This window comes from Streptomyces sp. NPDC104814 (genome assembly GCF_055583185.1).
Genome location: NZ_JBVJOL010000007.1, coordinates 423,252 through 443,998, shown reverse-complemented (window position 1 = coordinate 443,998; position 20,747 = coordinate 423,252). Strand labels below are relative to the sequence as shown.

General features: G+C 73.4%; 19 protein-coding genes. 9 read left to right on the top strand and 10 right to left on the bottom strand.

What is annotated here, in order from left to right; genetic code table 11:
* The first annotated feature begins 226 nt into the window (after positions 1-226).
* Together ACZ64A_RS24865 and pgm are read left to right on the top strand one after the other, a co-directional pair.
* Positions 227-1,201: an MASE1 domain-containing protein gene (locus tag ACZ64A_RS24865; protein WP_469813212.1), complete on the top strand. Its 975-nt coding sequence runs from the start codon at positions 227-229 to the stop codon at positions 1,199-1,201.
* Between the two features lie 99 nt (positions 1,202-1,300).
* Positions 1,301-2,941, top strand: coding sequence for a phosphoglucomutase (alpha-D-glucose-1,6-bisphosphate-dependent) (gene pgm / locus ACZ64A_RS24860; protein ID WP_469813210.1), 1,641 nt, complete (start codon positions 1,301-1,303; stop codon positions 2,939-2,941).
* A 58-nt stretch (positions 2,942-2,999) separates the two neighbouring features.
* Here pgm and ACZ64A_RS24855 read toward each other — a convergent pair whose 3' ends face one another.
* Genes ACZ64A_RS24855 through ACZ64A_RS24845 form a run of 3 tightly spaced genes read right to left on the bottom strand, consistent with a single transcriptional unit; the run spans position 3,000 to position 6,137 of the window.
* Complete coding sequence (locus ACZ64A_RS24855) at positions 3,000-3,698, bottom strand: alpha/beta fold hydrolase (RefSeq protein WP_469813208.1); 699 nt, start codon at positions 3,696-3,698, stop codon at positions 3,000-3,002.
* A gap of 59 nt (positions 3,699-3,757) precedes the next feature.
* Positions 3,758-4,840: a 5'/3'-nucleotidase SurE gene (locus ACZ64A_RS24850; protein ID WP_469813206.1), complete on the bottom strand. Its 1,083-nt coding sequence runs from the start codon at positions 4,838-4,840 to the stop codon at positions 3,758-3,760.
* A 52-nt stretch (positions 4,841-4,892) separates the two neighbouring features.
* Positions 4,893-6,137: an MFS transporter gene (locus ACZ64A_RS24845; protein ID WP_469813204.1), complete on the bottom strand. Its 1,245-nt coding sequence runs from the start codon at positions 6,135-6,137 to the stop codon at positions 4,893-4,895.
* A gap of 271 nt (positions 6,138-6,408) precedes the next feature.
* Here ACZ64A_RS24845 and ACZ64A_RS24840 point away from each other — a divergent pair, with 271 nt between their 5' ends.
* From ACZ64A_RS24840 to ACZ64A_RS24830, 3 genes are all read left to right on the top strand, one after another.
* Positions 6,409-7,470 (top strand): YihY/virulence factor BrkB family protein, encoded by a 1,062-nt coding sequence (locus tag ACZ64A_RS24840; RefSeq protein ID WP_469813202.1) that lies wholly within the window; start codon positions 6,409-6,411, stop codon positions 7,468-7,470.
* Positions 7,471-7,715: 245 nt separating this feature from the next.
* Complete coding sequence (locus ACZ64A_RS24835; protein ID WP_469813200.1) at positions 7,716-10,043, top strand: ATP-binding protein; 2,328 nt, start codon at positions 7,716-7,718, stop codon at positions 10,041-10,043.
* A gap of 31 nt (positions 10,044-10,074) precedes the next feature.
* The gene (locus ACZ64A_RS24830; RefSeq protein ID WP_469813236.1) at positions 10,075-10,413 is read left to right on the top strand and encodes a transglycosylase family protein; all 339 of its coding nucleotides are present in this window, start codon (positions 10,075-10,077) and stop codon (positions 10,411-10,413) included.
* 4 nt (positions 10,414-10,417) lie between these two features.
* Here the strand turns inward: ACZ64A_RS24830 and ACZ64A_RS24825 are convergent, their stop codons facing one another.
* Positions 10,418-11,053 carry a response regulator gene (locus ACZ64A_RS24825; protein WP_469813198.1) on the bottom strand — a complete coding sequence of 212 codons (636 nt, stop codon included), beginning with the start codon at positions 11,051-11,053 and terminating at the stop codon, positions 10,418-10,420.
* Positions 11,050-12,273, bottom strand: coding sequence for a sensor histidine kinase (locus tag ACZ64A_RS24820; protein ID WP_469813197.1), 1,224 nt, complete (start codon positions 12,271-12,273; stop codon positions 11,050-11,052). The genes ACZ64A_RS24825 and ACZ64A_RS24820 overlap by 4 nt, the downstream gene beginning before the upstream one ends.
* Before the next feature lie 216 nt (positions 12,274-12,489).
* On the opposite strand from ACZ64A_RS24820, the gene ACZ64A_RS24815 reads away from it, so the two are divergent.
* The 4 genes from ACZ64A_RS24815 (at position 12,490) to ACZ64A_RS24800 (ending at position 16,651) form a co-directional block, all read left to right on the top strand.
* Positions 12,490-13,575: an ABC transporter permease gene (locus ACZ64A_RS24815; protein WP_469813195.1), complete on the top strand. Its 1,086-nt coding sequence runs from the start codon at positions 12,490-12,492 to the stop codon at positions 13,573-13,575.
* On the top strand, positions 13,572-14,252 hold the full coding sequence (locus ACZ64A_RS24810; protein WP_469813193.1) for an ABC transporter ATP-binding protein: 681 nt from the start codon (positions 13,572-13,574) through the stop codon (positions 14,250-14,252). Before ACZ64A_RS24815 ends, ACZ64A_RS24810 begins: the two co-directional genes overlap by 4 nt.
* Before the next feature lie 83 nt (positions 14,253-14,335).
* A complete protein-coding gene (locus ACZ64A_RS24805) occupies positions 14,336-14,812 on the top strand; it encodes a MarR family winged helix-turn-helix transcriptional regulator (protein WP_469813192.1) in 477 nt (158 codons plus the stop codon).
* A 246-nt stretch (positions 14,813-15,058) separates the two neighbouring features.
* Positions 15,059-16,651, top strand: coding sequence for an MFS transporter (locus ACZ64A_RS24800; RefSeq protein ID WP_469813190.1), 1,593 nt, complete (start codon positions 15,059-15,061; stop codon positions 16,649-16,651).
* A gap of 121 nt (positions 16,652-16,772) precedes the next feature.
* Here ACZ64A_RS24800 and ACZ64A_RS24795 read toward each other — a convergent pair whose 3' ends face one another.
* The 5 genes from ACZ64A_RS24795 to ACZ64A_RS24775 form a co-directional block, all read right to left on the bottom strand.
* Entirely contained in the window at positions 16,773-17,228 is a 456-nt protein-coding gene (locus ACZ64A_RS24795) for a tellurite resistance TerB family protein (protein WP_469813189.1), read from the bottom strand.
* A gap of 149 nt (positions 17,229-17,377) precedes the next feature.
* A complete protein-coding gene (locus ACZ64A_RS24790) occupies positions 17,378-18,355 on the bottom strand; it encodes a sporulation protein (RefSeq protein WP_469813187.1) in 978 nt (325 codons plus the stop codon).
* A 189-nt stretch (positions 18,356-18,544) separates the two neighbouring features.
* The gene (locus ACZ64A_RS24785; protein ID WP_469813185.1) at positions 18,545-19,204 is read right to left on the bottom strand and encodes a hypothetical protein; all 660 of its coding nucleotides are present in this window, start codon (positions 19,202-19,204) and stop codon (positions 18,545-18,547) included.
* 174 nt (positions 19,205-19,378) lie between these two features.
* Positions 19,379-19,903 carry a DUF6114 domain-containing protein gene (locus ACZ64A_RS24780; RefSeq protein ID WP_469813184.1) on the bottom strand — a complete coding sequence of 175 codons (525 nt, stop codon included), beginning with the start codon at positions 19,901-19,903 and terminating at the stop codon, positions 19,379-19,381.
* Positions 19,894-20,514, bottom strand: a complete 621-nt coding sequence (locus ACZ64A_RS24775; protein WP_469813182.1) for a DUF6230 family protein — start codon at positions 20,512-20,514, stop codon at positions 19,894-19,896. Before ACZ64A_RS24775 ends, ACZ64A_RS24780 begins: the two co-directional genes overlap by 10 nt.
* Between the last annotated feature and the right edge of the window lie 233 nt (positions 20,515-20,747).

The following is a 20,747-nucleotide window of genomic DNA, read 5'->3' as shown; positions in this document are numbered from 1 at the left end:
CGTCCTCGGTCCGGCCCGCCGTTTCCGACGAGGGCGCCGTTGGTCGGTGCCGGACGCTGCGGGCGGACACCCCCCACCCCGGCCCCTCACCGCCGTGCGCGGCTGCACCTGCGCCGTGGCGAGCTGTGGGTGCGGCGGCGGGGTGTGTGGGGCTGCGCTCCGCCATAGGGCGGGGTTTCGGCGCGTCTGGTCTTGTCCGGTCGGGGTGGCGGTGTCTCATGGCGGTGTGGTGGCTTCCCGGGACCTGCGGCGACCGGCCGTGATCGTGCTTCAGTCGCTGGCCGTCGCCGCTTGTTACTACGCGGCCGGCCGGCTCGGTCTGATGCGCCAGCTCGTGGTCGAGAGCGCGGTCGTCACCCCTATCTTTCCCGCCTCCGGCGTCGCCGTGGCCGCGCTGCTGATCCTCGGTCTGCGGGTCTGGCCCGGGGTCGCCGTGGGCACGCTGCTGCTCATCGCGTCCATCGCCCCCGTCCAGATGGACGTGCTCGGCACCGTCGCCGGGAACACGCTCGCCCCTGTCTGCGCCTGCCTGCTGCTGCGCCGTGCCGGTTTCCGGCTCAGTCTGAGCCGGTTACGTGACGGGCTCCAGCTGGTCTTCCTCGGGGCCCTGACCGCCATGCTGGTCAGTTCCTTCGCGGGCGTCGGGCTGCTCGTCGCCACCGGCAAGCTGCCAGCCGGGGACTTCTGGCCGGTGTGGCTGGCCTGGTGGGTCGGCGACGCCATGGGCGTCCTGATCGTCACCCCGCTGCTGCTGATGCTGTACACGCTGCGGGAGCGGCCTCCCCTCACCCGGTGGAAGGAGGCCCTCCTTCTCGCCGTCATCGCGTGTGCCCTGATCCCGCTGGCCACGCACTCCACCCTGAGCGTGCTCTTCCTGGTGTATCCGCTGCTGATCTGGGCCGCCCTGCGTTTCCGCCTCGCCGGCAGCATGCTGTGCGCGCTGCTCACGTCGGTTCTGGCCACCGTCGCCGCCACCGATCGCGTCGGTCCCTTCGAACAGCTCAGCCGTATCGAGGTGATGGTCAAACTCCAGGCGTTCAACGGCTCCATGGCCCTGACCGCCCTCCTGCTGTCGGCGCTGATCACCGAGCAGCTCAACACCCGGCGTTCGGTCGAGAAGGCCTGCCAGGAACTCGTCGAGGTCCTCGAACACCTGACCGCCGGTGAGCCACCGCCGCCACGCGACCACGCCGACGGCTGACGCGTGCCCACCCTCGCGGGATCCGCGTACGACCTGGAAAGATGAGCAGGGCAGGAACGATCTACCAGGGACCGAACCCAACCGGAGGAGCGGGCACACATGCAGCACGAGCGAGCGGGCAAGCAGGCCGGACCCGAGGACCTCGTCGACGTCGCCCGGCTGGTCACCGCCTACTACACACTGCACCCGGACCCGGCCGACCCGGGCCAGCGCGTGGCGTTCGGCACGTCCGGCCACCGCGGCTCGTCCCTGGCGACGGCCTTCAACGAGGACCACATCGCCGCCACCAGCCAGGCCATCTGCGAGTACCGCCAGGCCCAGGGCATCGACGGGCCGCTCTTCCTCGGCGCCGACACCCACGCGCTGTCCGAGCCCGCCAAGGCCACCGCGCTGGAGGTGTTCGCCGCCAACGACGTCACCGTGCTCATCGACAGCGCGGACGGCTACACCCCCACCCCGGCGCTGTCGCACGCCATCCTCGCCCACAACCGCGGCCGCACGTCCGGCCTCGCCGACGGCGTCGTCGTCACCCCGTCGCACAACCCGCCCGCCGACGGCGGCTTCAAGTACAACCCGCCCAGCGGCGGCCCCGCCGGTTCGGAGGCCACCTCCTGGATCCAGGACCGTGCCAACGACCTCATCCGCGACGGCCTGAAGGACGTCCGCCGCATCCCGTACACGCGGGCCCTGGCCGCCGCGACCACGGGGCGCTACGACTACCTGGGCACCTATGTCGCCGACCTGCCCAGCGTCCTCGACCTGGACGCCGTCCGCTCGGCCGGGGTCCGTATCGGCGCCGACCCGCTCGGCGGGGCGTCCGTGGCGTACTGGGGACGCATCGCCGAACAGCACGGCATCGACCTGACCGTGGTCAACCCGCTCACCGACCCCACCTGGCGGTTCATGACGCTGGACTGGGACGGCAAGATCCGCATGGACTGCTCCTCGCCCAACGCCATGGCCTCGCTCATCGCCCAGCGCGACCGCTTCCAGATCGCCACCGGCAACGACGCGGACGCCGACCGGCACGGCATCGTCACCCCGGACGCCGGGCTGATGAACCCCAACCACTACCTCGCCGTCGCCATCGACTACCTCTACCGGCACCGCGAGCAGTGGCCCGCCGACGCCGGTGTCGGCAAGACCCTGGTGTCCTCGGCGATGATCGACCGGGTCGCCGAGGGCCTCGGCCGCCGGCTGGTCGAAGTACCCGTCGGCTTCAAGTGGTTCGTCGACGGGCTGCTCGACGGCTCGCTCGGCTTCGGTGGCGAGGAGTCGGCCGGCGCGTCCTTCCTGCGCCGCGACGGCTCGGTGTGGACCACCGACAAGGACGGCATCCTGCTCGCCCTGCTGGCCTCGGAGATCACCGCCGTCACCGGACGGACCCCCTCGCAGCACTACGCCGACCTGACCGCCCGTCACGGCGAGCCCGCCTACGCGCGGACCGACGCGCCCGCGACCCGCGAGGAGAAGGCGCTGCTCGGCAAGTTGTCACCGGCGCAGGTCGGCGCCGACACCCTGGCAGGCGAGGCCGTCACCGGAGTCCTCACGGAGGCCCCGGGCAACGGCGCTGCCATCGGCGGCATCAAGGTGAGCACCGCCAACGCCTGGTTCGCGGCCCGCCCCTCCGGCACCGAGGACGTGTACAAGATCTACGCCGAGTCCTTCCTCGGCGCCGACCACCTCGGCCGGGTCCAGGAGGAGGCCAAGGGCGTGGTGCTGGCGGCCCTCGGCGGCTGACGCGGCGGGTCCGGCCGGCCGGCGTGGGTGATGCCCGCCGGCCGGCCGGACGCTGCGATCAGATCCAGCCGTCGAGCGCCTTGAGGAACCCCTCCAGATCGTCACGGTGGAGCGTGTGCCCGGCGCCCGGCACGGTCCGCACCTCGAAACCCCGGCCGCGCAGCAGCTCCGCGTCGGCCGGGCCGACCAGGAAACTCGGTTCGGCGAGCGCCACCAGCGACGGGACCTCCGCGTGCCGCGGCAGGAACCCCCGCAGGAGCGCGCCGCCGAGGAAGTGCGCGGTCCGCGGGTCCCAGTCGGCGAGAGTGGCCAGCTCGACGTCCACGTCCTCGTCGGCCCAGGCCGGGTTGAGCGCGGTGATCTGCTCGCGGCCGGCGTTCTTGAAGCCGGCGAACACCGTCGGGTCCACGGCCGCCTGCGGGTCGGCGGTGGACCAGGCGGGGTCGGCGTACACCGCGCGGCCGGGCCGCAGCCGGTCCACGGCGAGCAGGAGCGACAGGCCGCCGAGCGAGTGCCCGATGGCGAGGTCGGCGCCCGCCGGGAGGGTGTCGACCAGGTCGTCGGCGAACAACTCGGGGGAGTACTCGGGGGCATGCGGCGAGCCGCCGTGCCCCCGCAGATCGACGGCGATCACGCGGTAACCGCGGTCGGCGAGCAGCGGGCCGACCCGGTGCCAGGTGCGCGCGTCGGACATGATGCCGTGGACCAGCAGAGCGGTCCGCTCGCCGGTACCCCATTCACGGGTGTTGAGCAGCACGGTCGTGTTTCTTCCCTTCGTGTGTGCCCGCTCGCGCGGGCGGCTTGTGGCGCGATGAGTCAGTGGTGGCGTCCGGCGACGTACGCCCGCAGCCGGGTGGTGTCCTCGTCGGTGGGCGCGGTCCGGTCGGGCGTGAGGGCGCTCAGGGAGACGTAACCCGCGGCGACCGCAGCGCTGTCGGCGTCCTCACGCGTCTCGGTACGGCACCCGGGGGCGTCCGGGCACAGCGCGCCGCCCACGGTGAAGGTGCCGTCGGCTGCCCGCCGGTAGGTGTGCACGGCCACCGTGCCGTCCCCGACCCGGGTCCAGCGCTCACCCTTGGGTCTCGAACCCCCTGTCGGGTCCGGGTAGTTGACGTTCAGCACATCGGCGGGGGAGAGCAGGCGGTGCGCGCGCAGCCGGGCCAGCAGAGCGGCGCCGTAGCGGGCCGCCGCCTGGTAGGTCCTGTCGCTCGGCAGTGTCGAGCCGTCCGCGATCCAGGCGCTGAACGCCACCGCCGGTACCCGCTCGTCGACGGCGGCCAGCGCGGCCCCGGCGGTGCCCGAGTCGTTCACCTGTGAGCTGACGTTCGGGCCGGAGTTGACGCCGGTGACCACCGCGTCCGGCGCCGCCGTCCAGCCGGTCAGCGCCCGCAGTCCGCCGCGCAGGGCGAACCGGACGGTGTCCGCGGGCGTCGCGCTCGATGAGGCGGCCGTGCACGACGGTGTGCCGGTGGCGTGGCAGAGGCCGAACACCGCGCCCCCGGTGGGCGCATCGGAGCAGTCTCCGGCGTAGCGGGCGGGCAGCCGCGTACGGCGCTGCGCCGCGAAGGTCCCGCTGTTGGTGACGCTCGTGCCGGCGCCACTCATGTACTGCCACGGCGCGAGGACCACCACGTCGGCCCCGGCCGCGCACAGCGCCTTGCGTATCTCGTACAGGCCGCGCCCGTCGGCGCCGTCGGCCCGGGCGGCCTGCATGGAGTCGTCGTTGCTCAGCAGCACCCGCATGCCGGTGAGCGCAGGCCGCTCGCCGTGCGGGATGGGGGCGGCGGGGACCGTGGCCGCGCCCAGGAGCAGCGCGGAGCCGAGGGCGGCCGTCACGGTGAGGGCGCGTGCGCCGCGACGGCGGCCGGCCGCTGGCCAGGGGCGGTGGTTCGTCTGCATGGGTGAGTGTCCGTTCTTGTTCGTACGGCTGGTTCCGGGACCGCGAGGCCGGTCACCGCACGCTGCGGATCGGGCGCACCGACAGTGCCCCGGCGACGGAGAGGACGGCCGCGGCCACGAAGAGGGTGGTGTAGCCGCCGGTGACGGTGACGATCACCGAGGCGACGAAGGGCGCCATGATCTGCGGGCCCGCGTTGGCGATGTTCAGCACGCCCATGTCCCGGGCGGCGTCCTCGGCGCTCGGCAGGACGAGCGTGACCAGCGCGGTGTCCACCGCCATGAAGCAGCCGAAGCCGAGGCCGACGACACCAGCGAAGACCAGCACGGCCGGCCAGGTGGGGGACAGGGCCGGGACCAGCAGGCCCAGCGCGGACAGCAGTGCCGAGGCGCCGACGAAGAGTTTGCGCCGGTCGAGCCGGTCGGAGAGGTAGCCGCCGAGGACGGTGGAGAGCATCATCGCGACGCTGGTCACCGGCGTCACCACGGCCACCGCCTCGGCCGGTTCCATCCCGGCGGGCAGGTCGATGTGGTCCTGCAGGATGTAGACCAGATAGGTGTTGACCAGGAAGTAGCCCAGGACCAGCAGGGCCCGGCCGATGAACGCCCAGCGGAAGTCGGCCACTTTCAGCGCCCCGGCGAACGCCTTGACCTGCGCCGACACCGGCGTGGACGGCCGCACGGGCAGCCGCTGTTCCCGCGTACAAGCGGTGAACACGACGGCCGTCACCGCCACGAGCGCTCCGAAGAGGAGGTAGCCGGTGCGGTAGCGGTCGGTGAAGGCGGCCGCCACCAGTGCGCCGCCGATGCTGCCCAGCGGCAGGCCGAGACCCACGGCGGCCGACGCCCGGCCGCGGCTCTCCAGCGGTATCCGGTCGGGGACGACCGAGGTCAGGGCGGCCTGGTAGACGTTCATCACGGCCTGCACCAGACACCAGCCGATGGTGATGAGCAGGACGGTGTGCACGCTGCCGAGCAGGAACACCGCGGGCAGCGCGAGCAGCCCGCCGCCCAGGATCCACGGGTTGCGGCGCCGGGTGCGGTCCGACAGGGACCCGGCGAGCGGGTTGAAGACGGTCGCGAAGACCGCCGCGATCCCGGTGACGAGCCCCAGGTCGGCCTCCTTGTGGGCCGGGTCGACGTGCTCCACCTGGAGGGCGAGCAGGACGCCGGCGACGCCGATGTAGAGCGCGTACATCGCGGTGTTGCCGAGCAGCAGCAGCGGCATCAGGCCGCGTGCGGGACGGGCGGGGCCGTCGGGGCTGCCGGCGGTGGTGGCGGCGGGGGACGAAAGGGCCACGGTGCCCTCCTCGATCGTCGTGGGCAGGCGCACCCGGGGCGGTGACGGCAGGCGTGAGGCCGTGACGGACCAGGGAACGGCGGATGAGGGGATTGAACGAGTGACACGTGTCAGTAACTCGTGTGGCTTCATTTCTTAACAGTCGTGGGGTGACCTGAAAAGACCCCCTGCACCGAAAAGATCCGAACGGAATCCAACAGAATCCGAGGTCGCCGGGGGTGCGGGAGCAACATGGCGGCATGAGGGCGCCCGCGGGGGTTACCCGGCGGGCATGGCGAAGCTGCATCTTCCGGGACGGAAGGAACACGGCGACGGCGAGGCGGAACGCGCGCCCGCACCGGAGCCCGAGGACATGGGTCCCGGGCCCGATGTGGAGCGCCGGGCGCCGGACACTCCGACGAAACTTCCGAAGGGGGCGTGGCGGCGGATCCTCAAAGGGAGCCTGCGGGAGTTCAAGGACGACGAACTGACCGACCGTGCGGCCGCCCTGACGTACTACGGCGTGCTGGCCCTCTTCCCGGCGCTGCTGGTGCTGGTGTCCATCCTCGGCCTCACCGGACGCTCGACCACGGACAAGGTGCTGGAGAACATCCGCAAGCTCGCCCCCGGTTCGGCGCGCGACATCCTCACCCGGGCCGTCGAGCAGTTGCAGGGAAGCGCCGGCATCGGCTCCCTGATGGCGGTCGTCGGCGTGGTCGTCGCGCTGTGGTCCGCTTCCGGCTATGTGGCCGCGTTCATGCGGGCGGCGAACGCCGTCTACGACATGCCGGAGGGCCGGCCCGTATGGAAGATCCTCCCGGTGCGACTCGGTGTCACGGCCGTGCTGATGGTGCTGGCCGTGGTGAGTGCGCTCATCGTGGTCTTCACCGGAGGCATCGCGCGCAAGGCCGGTGACGCCCTCGGCCTCGGCGACACCGCCCTGACGGTGTGGTCCATCGCCAAGTGGCCGGTCCTGGTGCTCCTGGTCACGGTGATGATCGCCCTGCTGTACTGGGCGGCGCCCAACGCCAAGGTCAAGGGGTTCCGGTGGATCACCCCCGGCAGCTTCCTCGCCCTGCTGATCTGGCTGATCGCCTCCGGCGGTTTCGCGGTCTACGTCGCCAACTTCGCGTCGTACAACAAGACCTACGGCACCATGGCCGGCGTCATCGTCTTCCTGGTGTGGCTGTGGATCGGCAACCTCGCGGTGCTGCTGGGACTGGAGTTCGACGCGGAGACCGTGCGGCAGCGGGCCATCGCCGGCGGGCTGCCGGCCGACGCCGAACCGTACACGCAGCCCCGGGACACCCGGGCCTGGGACGAGGAGGACCTGCGCCGCCTCGGCGAATCCTGACACCGCGGCGTTCGGGCGCCTCGTGCGACGGGGCCGCCGTCCGGAACCGACGGACGGCGGCCCCGTCGTACGCGCGTCCACCCGCTCACCGTCCGGTGTGGTCCGCCGCGCCCCCGCGCCACCGGTGGTGGCCACGGCCCGTTGGGTAGCCGTGGCGCCGCTGCAGTGACGGTTCTGCACCCGGGGCGGCCGACCCCCGGACCGCGGCGCCGACGCTCGCCCATGCCGTACGACGACGGGGAGTCATGCACGTGTGGACAAGTGCCGGGGCGCCGGAGCCGCCGCCCGCGCCCCTGGTCGGCCGCAGCCGCGACGTCGCCCGGCTCACGGGCCTGCTGACCCGCCACCGTCTGGTGACCGTCACCGGCACCGCCGGCCTGGGCAAGAGCCGGCTGGCCGCCACCGCGGTGGCCCGGATCGCCGACGCCCCCTGGGAACAGACCGTCACCGTGCGCGTCCAGGGCTGCGCACCGGCCGCGCCCGGCACACTGACGGCGGCGGTCATGCAGGCCCTGACCGCCCGAGCCCGCCCGCCCGCTCCGGGCCCGCCCGCGGCCCCCGTGGCCCAGGCAGGGACAGGACGTCGGCCCGCGCCCCCGTCCGCTACGCCCGCGGTCGCGGCAGACCAGGCCACGACCGGCCGTTGCCCTTCATCCGTGTCCGGTGCGCCGACGGTCTCGGCAGACCGGACCGGAACCGGACACCAGCCGGCGCCCGCGTCCGGTGCGCCGGTGGTCTCGGCGGGGCAAGCGACGACCGGACGCCGACCGGTACCCGTGTCCGGTGCGCCGACGGTTCCGGCGGGGCAGGCCACGGCCGGGCGTCGGCCCGCGCCCCGTGCCGGGAAGCCGGAGGCCGGGGGAGCTCCGGAGGGCTCGGGCGGACACGCGGCCACACCCCGTGGTCTCGCCGCTTCCCTGCCCGCCTTCCCGCTCCTGCTGCTCCTCGACGACGTCGACCCGGCCCACACCGAGTGCACCGGTCTCGTGCAGCGGCTGCTCATGGCCGCGCCCGCTCTGCGTGTGCTCGTGACCTCGCGCCGGCCCCTGGGGCTCGGGGACGAACGCGTCCTGCGCCTCGCACCCCTGCGCACCGAGACCCGCGACCACGCCCCGGCCCCGGCGGTCCGGCTCTTCCTCGACCGCGCCCGGCGCGCCGCACCGGAGTTCGCCCCCGCGGACGGCGACCTGACCGCCATCGGCGCCATCTGCGGCCACCTGGAAGGCAATCCGCTGGCCATCGAGCTCGCCGCGGCCCAGGTCGCCCACCACCCCCTGCGCCGGCTCGCCGCCCTCACCGCGCGCCGCCAGGGCTGGCTGTCCGACACCGAAGCCACCCTGCGGCGGCACCGCTCGCTGCGCGCGGCCGTCGGCGCCGACTACGTGCTGTGCGACCGGGACCTGCGGATGGTGTGGGGCCGGGCCGGCGTCTTCGCGGGGTCGTTCGCCGAGTCGACGGCGGTGTTCCTGTGCGCGGGCGGCGGCGTCACACCCGACCGGGTCCCCTCCTGCCTCGCCCGGCTGGCCACCGCCGGCATCCTCACCCCGGTCACCGACCCCGGCGGCGTCGTGCCCGTCCGCTACCGGATGACCCGCGCCGCCCGCGAGTTCGGCACCGAACGGCTGCGCGAGGCGGGGGAGTACCCCGTCGCCACGGAACGCCGGGCGATCCACTGCCGCCGCGTCGCCGCCGTCGCCGCGGAGCTGTGGCACAGCGGCAGCCAGCGCCAGGCGGTGGAACTCGCGCGCGACGAGCACGCCGACCTCACCGCCGCCGTCCGGCACGCCCTCACCGAGCCCGGACAGGCCGGGACGGCCCTGGAGACGGTGCTCGACCTGTGGTTCTGGTGGGGCGTGTACGACCACGCCGAGGAAGGCGGCGACCATCTCGCGCGGCTGCTCCCGCTGTACGACCCCGACGGCCCCCTCACGGTCCGGGCCCTGTGGCTGGCGGCCTGGCTGCGGGCCGGCACCCGCCCACGGCAGGCCGGCGAACTGCTCGCCCGGGCCTGGCCGGCGGCCGTGCGGGCCGGTGACGACGCCACCGTGGGCCGGATCGCCCACGCCCAGGGCGTCCTCGCACTGCACCGGCACGATCTGCGGGCAGCCGCCGGGCACTTCGAGGACGCCGCGCGGACCATTCCGCCGGGAGCGCCCGGCGGCCCGTCGGCGACGGTCGCCCTGTCCGCCCTGGCCATCGCCCAGGCGGCCTTCGCACCGGGCGCCGCGCGGCACAGCGCCCGCCGGGCCCTGACCCGGCCCGAGACCCGCGACGACGCCTGGGCGTGCGCGGTCGCCCGCTACGCCCGGGCCTTCGTCGACCAGCACCAGGGCCGCACCGCCCGCGCCTGGCGCCGGGCCGGCCGGGCCCTCGCGGACCTGGACGGTCGGCCCCAGCCGCTCGGCGCCGCCGCACTGCGCCGACTGCTGACCGAGCTCGAGACCGGCGACCGGGACACGCCCCGCGCGCCCGTACCGCGCCCCGCGGGTGCGACGCCCGGGCCTCGCCCGAATGCAGGCGACATGACACGGCGGGCCGCGGAGATACCCGCTTCATATCGTCACATGATGTAACAGTACGGTCATGAAATCGCTGCAGAGAGTGATGCCCCGTGCCGCTGCCCACCCGTCCCGCCGTGCGCGGACGGCACTGGTGCTCGTAACGACCCTGGCCGCGCTGAGCACGGCCGCGACGACCGCCGAGGCCCAGCCGAGGTACGGAACCGACTGGGACGCCATCGCGGCCTGCGAGTCCGGCGGCAACTGGAGGGCCAACACCGGCAACGGCTACTACGGCGGCCTGCAGTTCAGCCGATCCAGTTGGCGGGCGGCCGGCGGGCTCAGATATGCGCCGCGCGCCGACCTCGCCACCCGGCACCAGCAGATCAAGGTCGCCCGGCGGCTGGCCGCCCAGCAGGGCATGTCCGCCTGGGGCTGCGCCTGACCCGTCAGCGGCGGATCAGGCCGAGGTCCGTGGCGACCGCCACCGCCGCGGTGCGCGAGTCCACGCCGAGCTTGGCGTACACCCGCGCCAGATGCGACTTCACGGTCCCCTCGGTGAGGTGCAGCCGCCCGGCCACGGCCTGGTTCGACAACCCGTCGGCCACCAGGCCAAGCACCTCCGTCTCGCGCCGCGTCAACGACGTCCCTGGCGTGCGCAGCCGGTGCAGCAGCCGGTCCGCGACCGCCGGGGCCAGCGCCGTACGGCCGGCCGCGGCGGTGCGCACGGCCGCCGCGAGCTCCTCCGGTCGCGCGTCCTTCAGCAGGTAGCCGGTGGCCCCGGCCTCGATGGCGGGCAGGGTGTCCGCGTCGGAGTCGTAGGTGGTGACGATGACGACCCGCGGCGCGCCCGGTCGCGCGGTGATCGCGGCCGTGGCCTCGGCGCCGTTCATACCGCCCCTGAACTGCAGATCCATGAGCACCACGTCGATGTCCCCGCCGGCCGCCCGGACGACGGCCTCCTCGGCGGTGGCGGCTTCGGCCACCACCGCCAGACCGGGTTCCGTCTCCAGGACGGCGCGCAGTCCGGCCCGCACCACGGGGTGGTCGTCGGCCAGCAGCAGGCGGATGGGGACGTCGGTCACGGGCGGGCCTCGGGCTCGGAGTCGGTGGACGGGGGCAGCGGCAGCCGCACGCTCAGGGCGGTGCCCCGCCCCGGCGCGGACGTGAGGGCGAAGGTGCCGCCGAGGTCCTGCACGCGCGCCCGCACGGCCGCGAGACCGAACCCGCCGCCCTCGGGGCCGGGGAGCGGCAGCAGCTCGTGGTCGAAACCGCTGCCGTCGTCGACGACGTCCAGGGTCACCTCCGCGCCGAGGTGGCCGAGCGTGATGTCGACACGGGTGGCGCGGGCGTGGCGCACGGTGTTGGACACCGCGGACTGGGCGATCCGCAGCAGCGCCACCTCGTGCCCGGTGGGCAGCGGCACCGGCGTGCCGGTGCGGTGCAGGCGCGCGGTGAGCGGATGGCGCGCGGACGTGGTGACGCACAGCCGTTCCAGGGCGTCGGCGAGCGTGCTGCCGTCCAGCGCGGGCGGGGCGAGCGCGACGACGAAACGCCGGGCCTCGGCGAGGTTGTCCGCCGCGGCCTGCCGTGCCTGCTCGACGTGGCCTGCCGCGGTGTCGGGGGCGCCGGGCAGCGCCCGCCCGGCCGCGGTCAGCAGCAGCTGGATGCTGGACAGCCCCTGGGCGAGCGTGTCGTGGATCTCGCGGGCCAGCCGCTCCCGCTCGGCCAGCACCCCGGCCGTGTGCTCGGCGGCGGCCAGACCGGCCCGCGTCGCGGTCAGCTCCTCGATCAGCCTGCGCCGCTGCTCGCTCTCCCGGTACAGGGCCTGATAGCCCCACACCACGGCCACCGCCACGGCCGCGCCGAGCGCCGGACCGATCGCCATCGCGGGGCCGAACGCGCCCTGGTGTGCGGCGAACCCGGCGATCGCGGCCGCCGCGGTCGCCGCGACGGCGGCCAGACCCGCCCGCCGGGGCAGCAGGTGCAGCTGCAGGAAGTACAGCGGGAACGCCACCCACACCCCGTCGGCGGTCAGCGCCAGCAACCCCAGCCATACGACCCCGACGGCGCCCAGCCAGACCGCGGCCGCCCGGCGCGAGACGCGCACACGGGGCAGCAGCGGACCGGCCGCGTAGACGAGCCCGCAGAGCGCGGCGACGGCGGCGACCGCCGCGGGACGGGGCCCGCCGGAGGCGACGGCCCGGACGGCGGCCAGCGCGAGCAGCCCGACGACCAGCAGATGCAGGCACCAGGTCAGGACCCGGGTCGTCGGAGTGGTCAGGGGTGGGGTGGTGGCGGTCACGGGCCTTGCTGGAATGGTCACGGTGCTCACGGATCAGGGAGGTCTCCGGGCCACCTTACGGTCCGCCCGCCGGCCGCCGCCTCTGTCGAAAGGTGCAAGCCCGCGCCCGACTTTCGGCCCGAGAAGTGCACTCCCCGGCCGGATGCCCGCGCACCGGGCCGGGCGAGAAGGTGGGGCCGTTCCCCTGCATCCTCATGGAAAGGCCTGGCCACAGCCGTGTTCGTCGCCTGGCGGGACCTCCGCTTCGCCAAGGGGCGGTTCGCCCTCATGGGCACCGTCATCGTGCTGATCACCCTGTTGGTCGGCCTGCTGTCCGGACTGACAGCGGGCCTGAGCCGGCAGAGCACCTCAGCGATCACCTCTCTTCCCGTCGACCGGGTCGCCTTCGACGCCCCGGCCGACGGCCGCGACCTGTCGTACACCGACTCCACCGTCACCGCGGACCAGTGGCGGCGCTGGGCCGCCACGCCCGGCGTCACCCGGGCCGAACCGCTCGGCATCACCCCGGCCAAGGCCACCGCCGGGACGCGCAGCGCCGGGGTGTCCGTCTTCGGTGTGCTGCCCGGCTCCGCCCTCGCACCGGCCGGTGACCGCATCGACGACCGCTCAGCGGTGCTGTCGACCGGGGCCGCCGACGACCTCGGTGTCGCGGCCGGTGACACGCTCACCCTCGCCGGGCACCGGCTGACGGTGGCCGCCGTACGAGGAGAGGCGTCGTTCAGTCACACGCCGGTCGTGTGGACCGGCCTCACCACCTGGCGCGGCACCGCACCCCCCAGCGGCGGCGCGGGTGCCACGGCCACGGTGATCGCCCTGACCACGGCCCCCGGCACCGATCTGACGGCCGCCGACGCCCGGGCCCACACCCGGACCGTGTCCAAGGACGACTCCCTGGCCGCGATCGGCTCCTACACCTCCGAGAACGGCTCCCTGCAGTTGATGCGTGCCTTCCTGTTCGGGATCTCCGCCCTGGTCGTCGGCGCCTTCTTCACCGTGTGGACCATCCAGCGCAGCGGTGACATCGCCGTCCTCAAGGCCCTCGGCGCCTCCACCGGCACGCTGCTGAAGGACGCGCTGGGGCAGGCCGTCGCCGTGCTGAGCGGCGGCACCCTCGTCGGCACCGCCCTCGCCGTCGCGGTGGGCGCCCTGGTCGCCGGGCGCGCCGTGCCGTTCGTCCTCACCCCGGCGACGGTCCTCGTGCCCGCCGGTGTCCTCGTCCTGCTCGGTGCGCTCGGCGCCGCGCTGGCCGTCCGCCGTATCACCTCCGTCGACCCGCTGACCGCCCTGGGGAACGCCCGATGAGCCTGCATCTCGCCGACATCACCCTCACCTACCCCGACGGCGAGCGCCGCCTGACCGCTCTGGACCGTGTCACCCTCACCGTGCCGAAGGGCAGCCTGACCGCCGTGGTCGGCCCCTCCGGCTCCGGAAAGTCCAGCCTGCTGGCCGTCGCCGCCACCCTCCTGACCCCGGACCACGGGACGGTCACCGTCGACGGCACCGCCACCACCGGCCTGTCCCGGGCGGAGCTGACCGGGCTGCGCCGGCGGCGGATCGGTCTGGTGTTCCAGCAGCCCAGTCTGCTGCCCTCCCTGACCGCCGCGGAACAGCTCCAGGTCATGGCGCACCTCGCCGGCCGCCGTCCCGGCGCGGCACGTGGGAAGGCCCTGGAACTGCTGGACGCCGTCGGTCTGTCCGGGCAGGCCGCGCGGCGCCCCCACCAGCTCTCCGGCGGTCAGCGCCAACGGGTCGCCATCGCCCGCGCGTTGATGAACGAGCCGACGGTCCTGCTCGTCGACGAGCCGACCAGCGCGCTGGACCGGGCCCGCGGGGCCGCCGTGATCGACCTGCTCACCCGTCTGACGCACGAACGGGGCACGGCCACCGTCCTGGTCACCCACGACCCCACGCATCTGGCCCACGCCGACCAGGTCGTGGAGGTCCGGGACGGGCGGCTGCGGGACACCACGCGCACGTGAGCGTGCGCTGCCGACAACCACGGCCGTCAGCGCCATTCAAGCTATGTTGACATAGGTATCTCATCATACGTACAGTCCTCGCCATGTCCCCGCACAGCGCGTCCGCCCAGGACCTCGACCACGTGGCCGCCGGCCTCGTGGCGTGCCTGCCCGCGCTGTCCCGGGCCATCGAGCGGCACGTCGACCGGGAGTTCCCGCACCCCAAGCCGCCCGAGGCCCAGCTGGCGCTGCTGCGTCATGTCGGGGTCCACGAGGGCGTCACCGTGCGACAGGCCGCCGAGGCGCTGCTGATGAAGCCGAACAACGTCAGCGCACTGGTGACGCAGCTGACCGAGCAGGGGCTGCTCGAACGCCGTCCGGACCCCGCCGACAAGCGCGTCGCGCACCTGCATCTCACGCAGATCGCGCGAGAGCGCATCACCGAGGTCGACGCCCTGATGGGCGCTCACCTCGCTCGCGCGCTGCGCAACCTCACCGACGGGGAGATGGACGCCCTCGGCTCCGCGCTGGGCGCGCTCAACGCGCTGGGCCGGCAGCTGCACGGCGCCACCACCGCCTGACCCGCGCCGCCCGCGTTCCCTGCGGCCGGGCGGGCCGGCCCCGCGCCCGGCGCGCCTCGGGTGACGCCGTGGCTCGCGGACGCCGTGGCTCGTGGCTCCCGGACGGCGTGGCTCGTGACTCGCGGTCGCCGCGCATGGGTGCGCGCCGTACCGCCGTACGCCGTCTCCGTAGTCGGGCCGTCGGCCGTGCGCGACACCCGACGCTTCTCCCTGTCTTCCGGTCTTCCTGAAGGACTTCACCTCGTCATGCCCTCGGACACGCTCCGTTCTGCCGCACCACCGGCACCTGCCACAACCGCCGACGCACCCCGCGGCGTGCGCGCCAACCCCTGGCTGACCCTCGTCGCCGTCGCCTTCGGCCTGTTCATGGTCGGGCTCGACGGCTCGGTCGTCTCGATCGCCAACCCCGAGATCGGCCGCGACCTCAACGCCTCGACCGCCGACCTGCAGTGGGTCACCAACTCCTATCTGCTGGCCCTCGCCGCCGCGCTGATCCTCGGCGGCAAGCTCGGCGACCGCTACGGGCGCCGCACCTTCTACCTCGTCGGCGTGGCCGGATTCACCGCCGCTTCCGTCGCGATCGGTCTGTCCGGCTCCATCGCGGGCGTCGTCGCCTTCCGCGCCTGCCAGGGCTTCTTCGGCGCGCTGCTCATGCCGAACACGCTCGGCATGCTGCGCGCGGTCTTCCCACCGCGGAAGTTCGGCATGGCGGTCGGCATCTGGGCGATGGTCTCCTCGGTCTCCACCGCCCTCGGCCCCATCGTCGGCGGCCTGCTCGTGGAACACGTCGACTGGCAGTCCGTCTTCTACATCAACGCACCGATCGGTGTCCTGGCCCTCGTCTTCAGTGCGCTCGTCCTGCCGCAGAGCAAGAACGCCGACGCCGCACACGAGAAGTTCGACGTCGTGGGTGTCGTCCTGCTGGCCCTCGGCCTGCTCGCCGTGGTGTTCGGCGTGGTCAAGGGCGAGACGTGGGGCTGGACTTCGGGCGGCACCCTGGGTGCCGTCGCGGCCGGGATCGTGCTCCTGCTGGTCTTCGGCCTGGTCGAGACCCGCGTGGCCTCCCCGCTGCTGCCCATGCGGCTGTTCCGCAGCCCCGCGCTGGCCATCGGCACGGTCATCACGGCGCTGAACTTCTTCGTCCTGCTCGGCGTGATCTTCTTCGTCATGCTGTATCTGCAGAACGTCCGTGGCTTCACCCCCGTGGAGGCCGGGGTGCGCACCCTGCCGCTGAGCCTCACCTCGGTCGTGGCCTCGCCGCTCGGCGCGGCGCTCACCGACCGCTTCGGCCCCCGGTTCACGATGCCGCTCGGCATGGCCCTGCAGGCCGTCGCCTGTTTCGCGGTGCTCGGCTGGAGCGCCCATTCCTCCTACGGCGCGCTGTGGCCGCCGTTCGTCGCGCTCGGACTCGGCGTGGGCATGGTGATGTCATCGTCCTCCGACGCGATCGTGGGCAACGCCCCGGTGCGGGACGGCGGAGTGGCGGGCGGGTTGCAGGCCACCGCGCTGCAGATCGGCGGGGCGCTCGGCACGTCCGTGCTGGTGTCGCTCATCGGCAGCCGGGTCGGGGCCACCCTCACCGGGGAGCTGGCCGCGGCCGGCGTGCCCGCGCCGACGGCGGCCGCGCTGAGCGAGGCGAAGGACGCGGTGGCCATGGGCGTGGCCCCGGTCGCCGCGCAGATGCCGGCCGGCCTGAAGGCGGCCGTGGCGGAGGGCAGCCACCAGGCCTTCATGAACGGCGTGCACACCGCCGTCCTGGTCGCCGGCGTGCTCTGCCTCGTCGGCGCCGTACTCGCGGCGGCCGGAGTGCGCCGCAACCCCGAGACGGGCGGGCACTGAGGGACGCCGGGCCCGGCCCCCGCCGCGCGAGCGGCGCCGCGGGGGCCACCGCCGGGCCGGGCGGTACGGACGTCGGGTGCGGGCCGCCCACCGCGAGGCCGGCGATGGCGCCCCAGGGCGGTCAGAGGTCGAACTCGTGCGGCGGCAGGTCCAGCGTGAAGCACGCCTCGCGGACCACGGCCTGCTCGTCCTTGTCGAAGTCCCCGTCGGCGCCACCGATGACGATGCCGATCTGGATGACGGCGCGCGCCTCCGCGGGCTTCTTCTTCGCCTTGGCGACCTCCTGAAGGACGCTGACCTTGCCGAAGGCGAAGTCGGCGGTCAGCTTGTTCAGGTTGTCCTCGAACCGGCGGCGCAGGTCGTCCGCCGGAAAGTTCTGCAGCACCTCGTTGGTGGCGATGAGCTGCGCCACCCGCTGGCGCTCGGAGGGATCGACGGTGCCGTCGGCGGCAGCGACGAGCGCGCACATCGCCATGCTGGCGTCGCGGAACGCGCCGCTCTTCAGGTCGTTCTTCTTCGCCACCAGCTGCGTCTGCATCTGCGACGCCGAGTCCTTGATGCGGTCCCACAGGGCCATGCCGACTCCATACGAGTAGTGAGCTCCGGCCGGGAGCCGACCGGAGCCCGTGAACTTCTACAGCACTGTAGAAACTATCAGGAGGGAAAGGGGCGGGTCGCGCCGCTTCCCCTCCGTCATACGAACGGCGGCCCCGCGTCGTTCCGGCGTCAGTCCTCGCCGTCGTCGCCCTCGTCATCGTCCTCGAAGAAGTCCCCGATCTCGTCGACGACTTCGGCCGCGACCATGCCGCCCACGACACCGACCGCGAGACCGGCGGCCCCCGCGGCGACGGCGGTGCCGATGCCGGGGCCCGAGTGGTGGGTGTCGTGGTGCGCGTCGTACCCGCCCGGGTGGTACCCCGCGGGTGAGCCGTGCGCGGGCCGCTGCTCGACGAGCCGGCGGATCCAGCCGTCGACCTCCGCGTTCCAGTCCCGCACGTCGTGGTGGCCGACGGTGTACCGGACGAGCGCGTCGTGGCCCGAGGAGAACAGCCCGCCGCGCCGGTCGGCCTCCAGGACGACGTCCACCCCGGCCGGACCGGCCAGGAAGGTCACCTCGATCTCGTTCACCGCATGGGCGTACTGCGGCGCCGGTGTCAACTCGATCTCCTGGTAGAAGGGAAGTTGCTGCCCGGTGCCGCCGAGGTGCCCCCGTTCGAGGTCGGCCGAGCGGAAACCGAACCCGAGTCGGCCGAAGGCCTCCAGGATCGCCTCTTGGACGGGCAGCGGGGCGACAGTGAGCGGGTCCAGGTCACCCTTGTCCCGTGCCCCGGCCACCGCCAGCTCGGTGCGGACGCCGAGGACGATCCCCAGCCCCTGACCGTGCAGCTCGGTGACCGGCGTCTCCCACGGCAGCACCAGGGTGAACGGCACGCTGCGCACCTCCTGCGCGCCGAGCCGGAAGCCGCCCCCGACGGTGAAGCGCTCGAAGACGACCATGCCCTCGCTCTCGCCGTCGGCGTGTTCGGTCTCGACCCGGGCCACCAGCTCCAGGGTGATGTGCTCGACGGTGAACTCGGCGCTGCCGCCCCGCAGATGGACCTGCCCGGACAGGGCCGAGCCGGGCCGGACCGGCCCGGGGTCGAGAACGGTGTCGACCGTGGGGCCACCCACCCCGAGCGAACCGAGCAGTCGCTTGAACACCATTGTGGCGTCCACTCCTTCTTGTGCGGCCGTGCGTTTTCCGCCGGCAACTTCTACAGGCGAGTAGAAGAATACGGCGCGTGGGACCGCGTACGGACGCTGCCTGAGGGTGCGTCATGCGAACGGCTGGGAAGCGACCAGAACGCCGAAAGGTGCGCAGGACGGAGCCTGCGCACCCCAGGGCCGGCCGGGTCAGGCGCCGACGGTGATCTGCTGGGCGGGATCGGTCGTGTCGGCCACGGAGTAGGCCAGGTTGACGGTGGAGGTCGTGGCGCTGGTCGGGCAGCCGAACGTGCCGGTCACGGTCACGGGTACGACGGCGTTGGCGAAGGCGAGGCTGGAGGGTGCGCCGTTGGTCCAGCTGCCCGAGATGGGGGCCGGGCCGCTCGGTGCGGAGGTGATCGTGCAGGTGGCCAAACCACTCGTCTTGACGACCAGACCGCCCTGGGGAACGGTCAGGGTCGCGGTGCTCGGCGCGCCGTTCTGCACGGAGATGCCCCACGTGCCGCTGGTGGTGACCGTGGGGGTGACACCCGGCAGGCTGGAGGTGCAGGAGCTGAACGTGGGAGCGGCGAGGGTGGAGGACACCGCTCCGGCGTCGTTGTGGTTGGCGGGTGCGGCGGGGACCTGGCCGGTCGTGGAGGAGACCGAACAGGTGAGGGTCACGGTGCCGGCCTTGAACGTGGCCTTGCCGGACAGCGTTGCCTTGTAGGCGTGCCCGGCCGGGGTGACCGTGGTCGACCCGGCGGCGGTCTGTGCCTGGGCGGCCGGGCCGGCGAGCAGCAGCCCGGCGGTGGCTGCGGCACCGGTGGCGATGGCGAGGAGCGTCCGGACACTGTGGGGACGTGTCATGGTGTGGATCCCTTTCCGTGTGCATCGGCTGACGGGACGGGAACATGCGGTGCGAGGTGGTGCACGGTGGCGCCTGTGGGGGGTGGCGTACCGGGGGGTGCCGAGACGGGACTCGGCGGATCGGGTGGATCTGGTCGGCCAGGCCGATCAGGTGGATCAGGCCGATCAGGTGGATCAGGCGGATCGGCTGGGGCGGGTGGATCGGCCGGACCGGGCGGATACGGCGGGTACGGCTGAGTCGCTGGAGCCGGAGCCGGAGCCGGAGCCGGAGTCGCCGGAGCCGGAGTTACCGGGCTCGGCGGACTCGCCGGAACCTGCGGATGGGTCCGCCTCCGTCGCGGCGTCCGCGTCCCGCACCGGTTGCCAGGCGAAGATCATCGAGCCGCCGATGATGCCCAGGACGGTGCCGAACAGGAAGCCGCCGAGGTTGGACATCACCAGCGCGGCGACGGCCAGCAGCACGGTCAGGACGCCCGCGAGGCCTCGGTAGTGCGGGGCGACCCATGCGGACAGGCCCAGGACGAGCATGACCAGACCGAGCAGGACGGACGGCAGCCCGGCGATGCCCTGTTTGAGCATGACCTCGATCGGGGCGAGGGGGAGGACGCAGATCTCGCTGCCGGCGACGACGGTGGCCAGACCGCCCCAGAAGGGCCGGCTGCGGCGCCACGTGCGCCAGGCGCGCCGGCTCAGAAACATTCCTTCTTCCCCTTGGCGATCTTCATCTTGAGGCCGGACAGCTTGAACGTGCCGGCGTTGGCGGCCCACGCCACCTGCCTGAGGTTGTCGATCTGCAGGTCGTCGGCCTGCTGGGAGAAGGCGTCCTGCATGCCCTGCGCGCCCTCGGGTCCCTTGTCGAGGGTCGAGGCGTCCCGGCCGATCTCGATGGTGTGGAAGGTGGCGTTGCCTTCCAGCTGGGTGGCGTCGAGGAAGAGGTTCTCCGCGTCCACCGGGGTGTCCCCGGCGCCGGCGGTCAGGGTGAGCGAGATGTTGCCGAGCACGGGGAGCTTGGTGACCACCGACTGGCAGAGGTTGTTGATCTTCGCTGTGCGGATGCCGACGGTGGCGACCGGGAGCAGGTCGCCCCGGGCGTTGGTGTCGATGTTGCCGTACTGGGCGAACCCCTGGCCGGTGAGACTGTCGGCGGACACCTTGAACTGCTGGCCCGAAACGGCGAACGAGGCGGCGACGGCGCCCTGCGCCAGCGCGATGCCGAGCGCGGCGGTGGCCGCGCAGCCGGGAACGGCGAGCAGCGCGAACCGCCGCCACCGGATCCGGCCGACCACCTGTCTGCCTTGCTGGTCTTTCATCCTCTGTGTCCTTTCGGTGCAGAAAAGGGCGCCCGGAGGCGAGAGGGGTGAGGGACCGGCGGCGCGATCGGGACGCGCGGGGGTTGTGCGGATGGTCGCGCCGCAGGCAGTGCGGACTTACTGACGAGTCAGGTTAAAGGCGCCAGTGGCCGTTGGCATAGTTGCCGGAGGAATGCGGTTTCGGTCATGTTTCCGCAACGTGAAAACGCGCTGAGCGCCCAACTCGGGCCGCT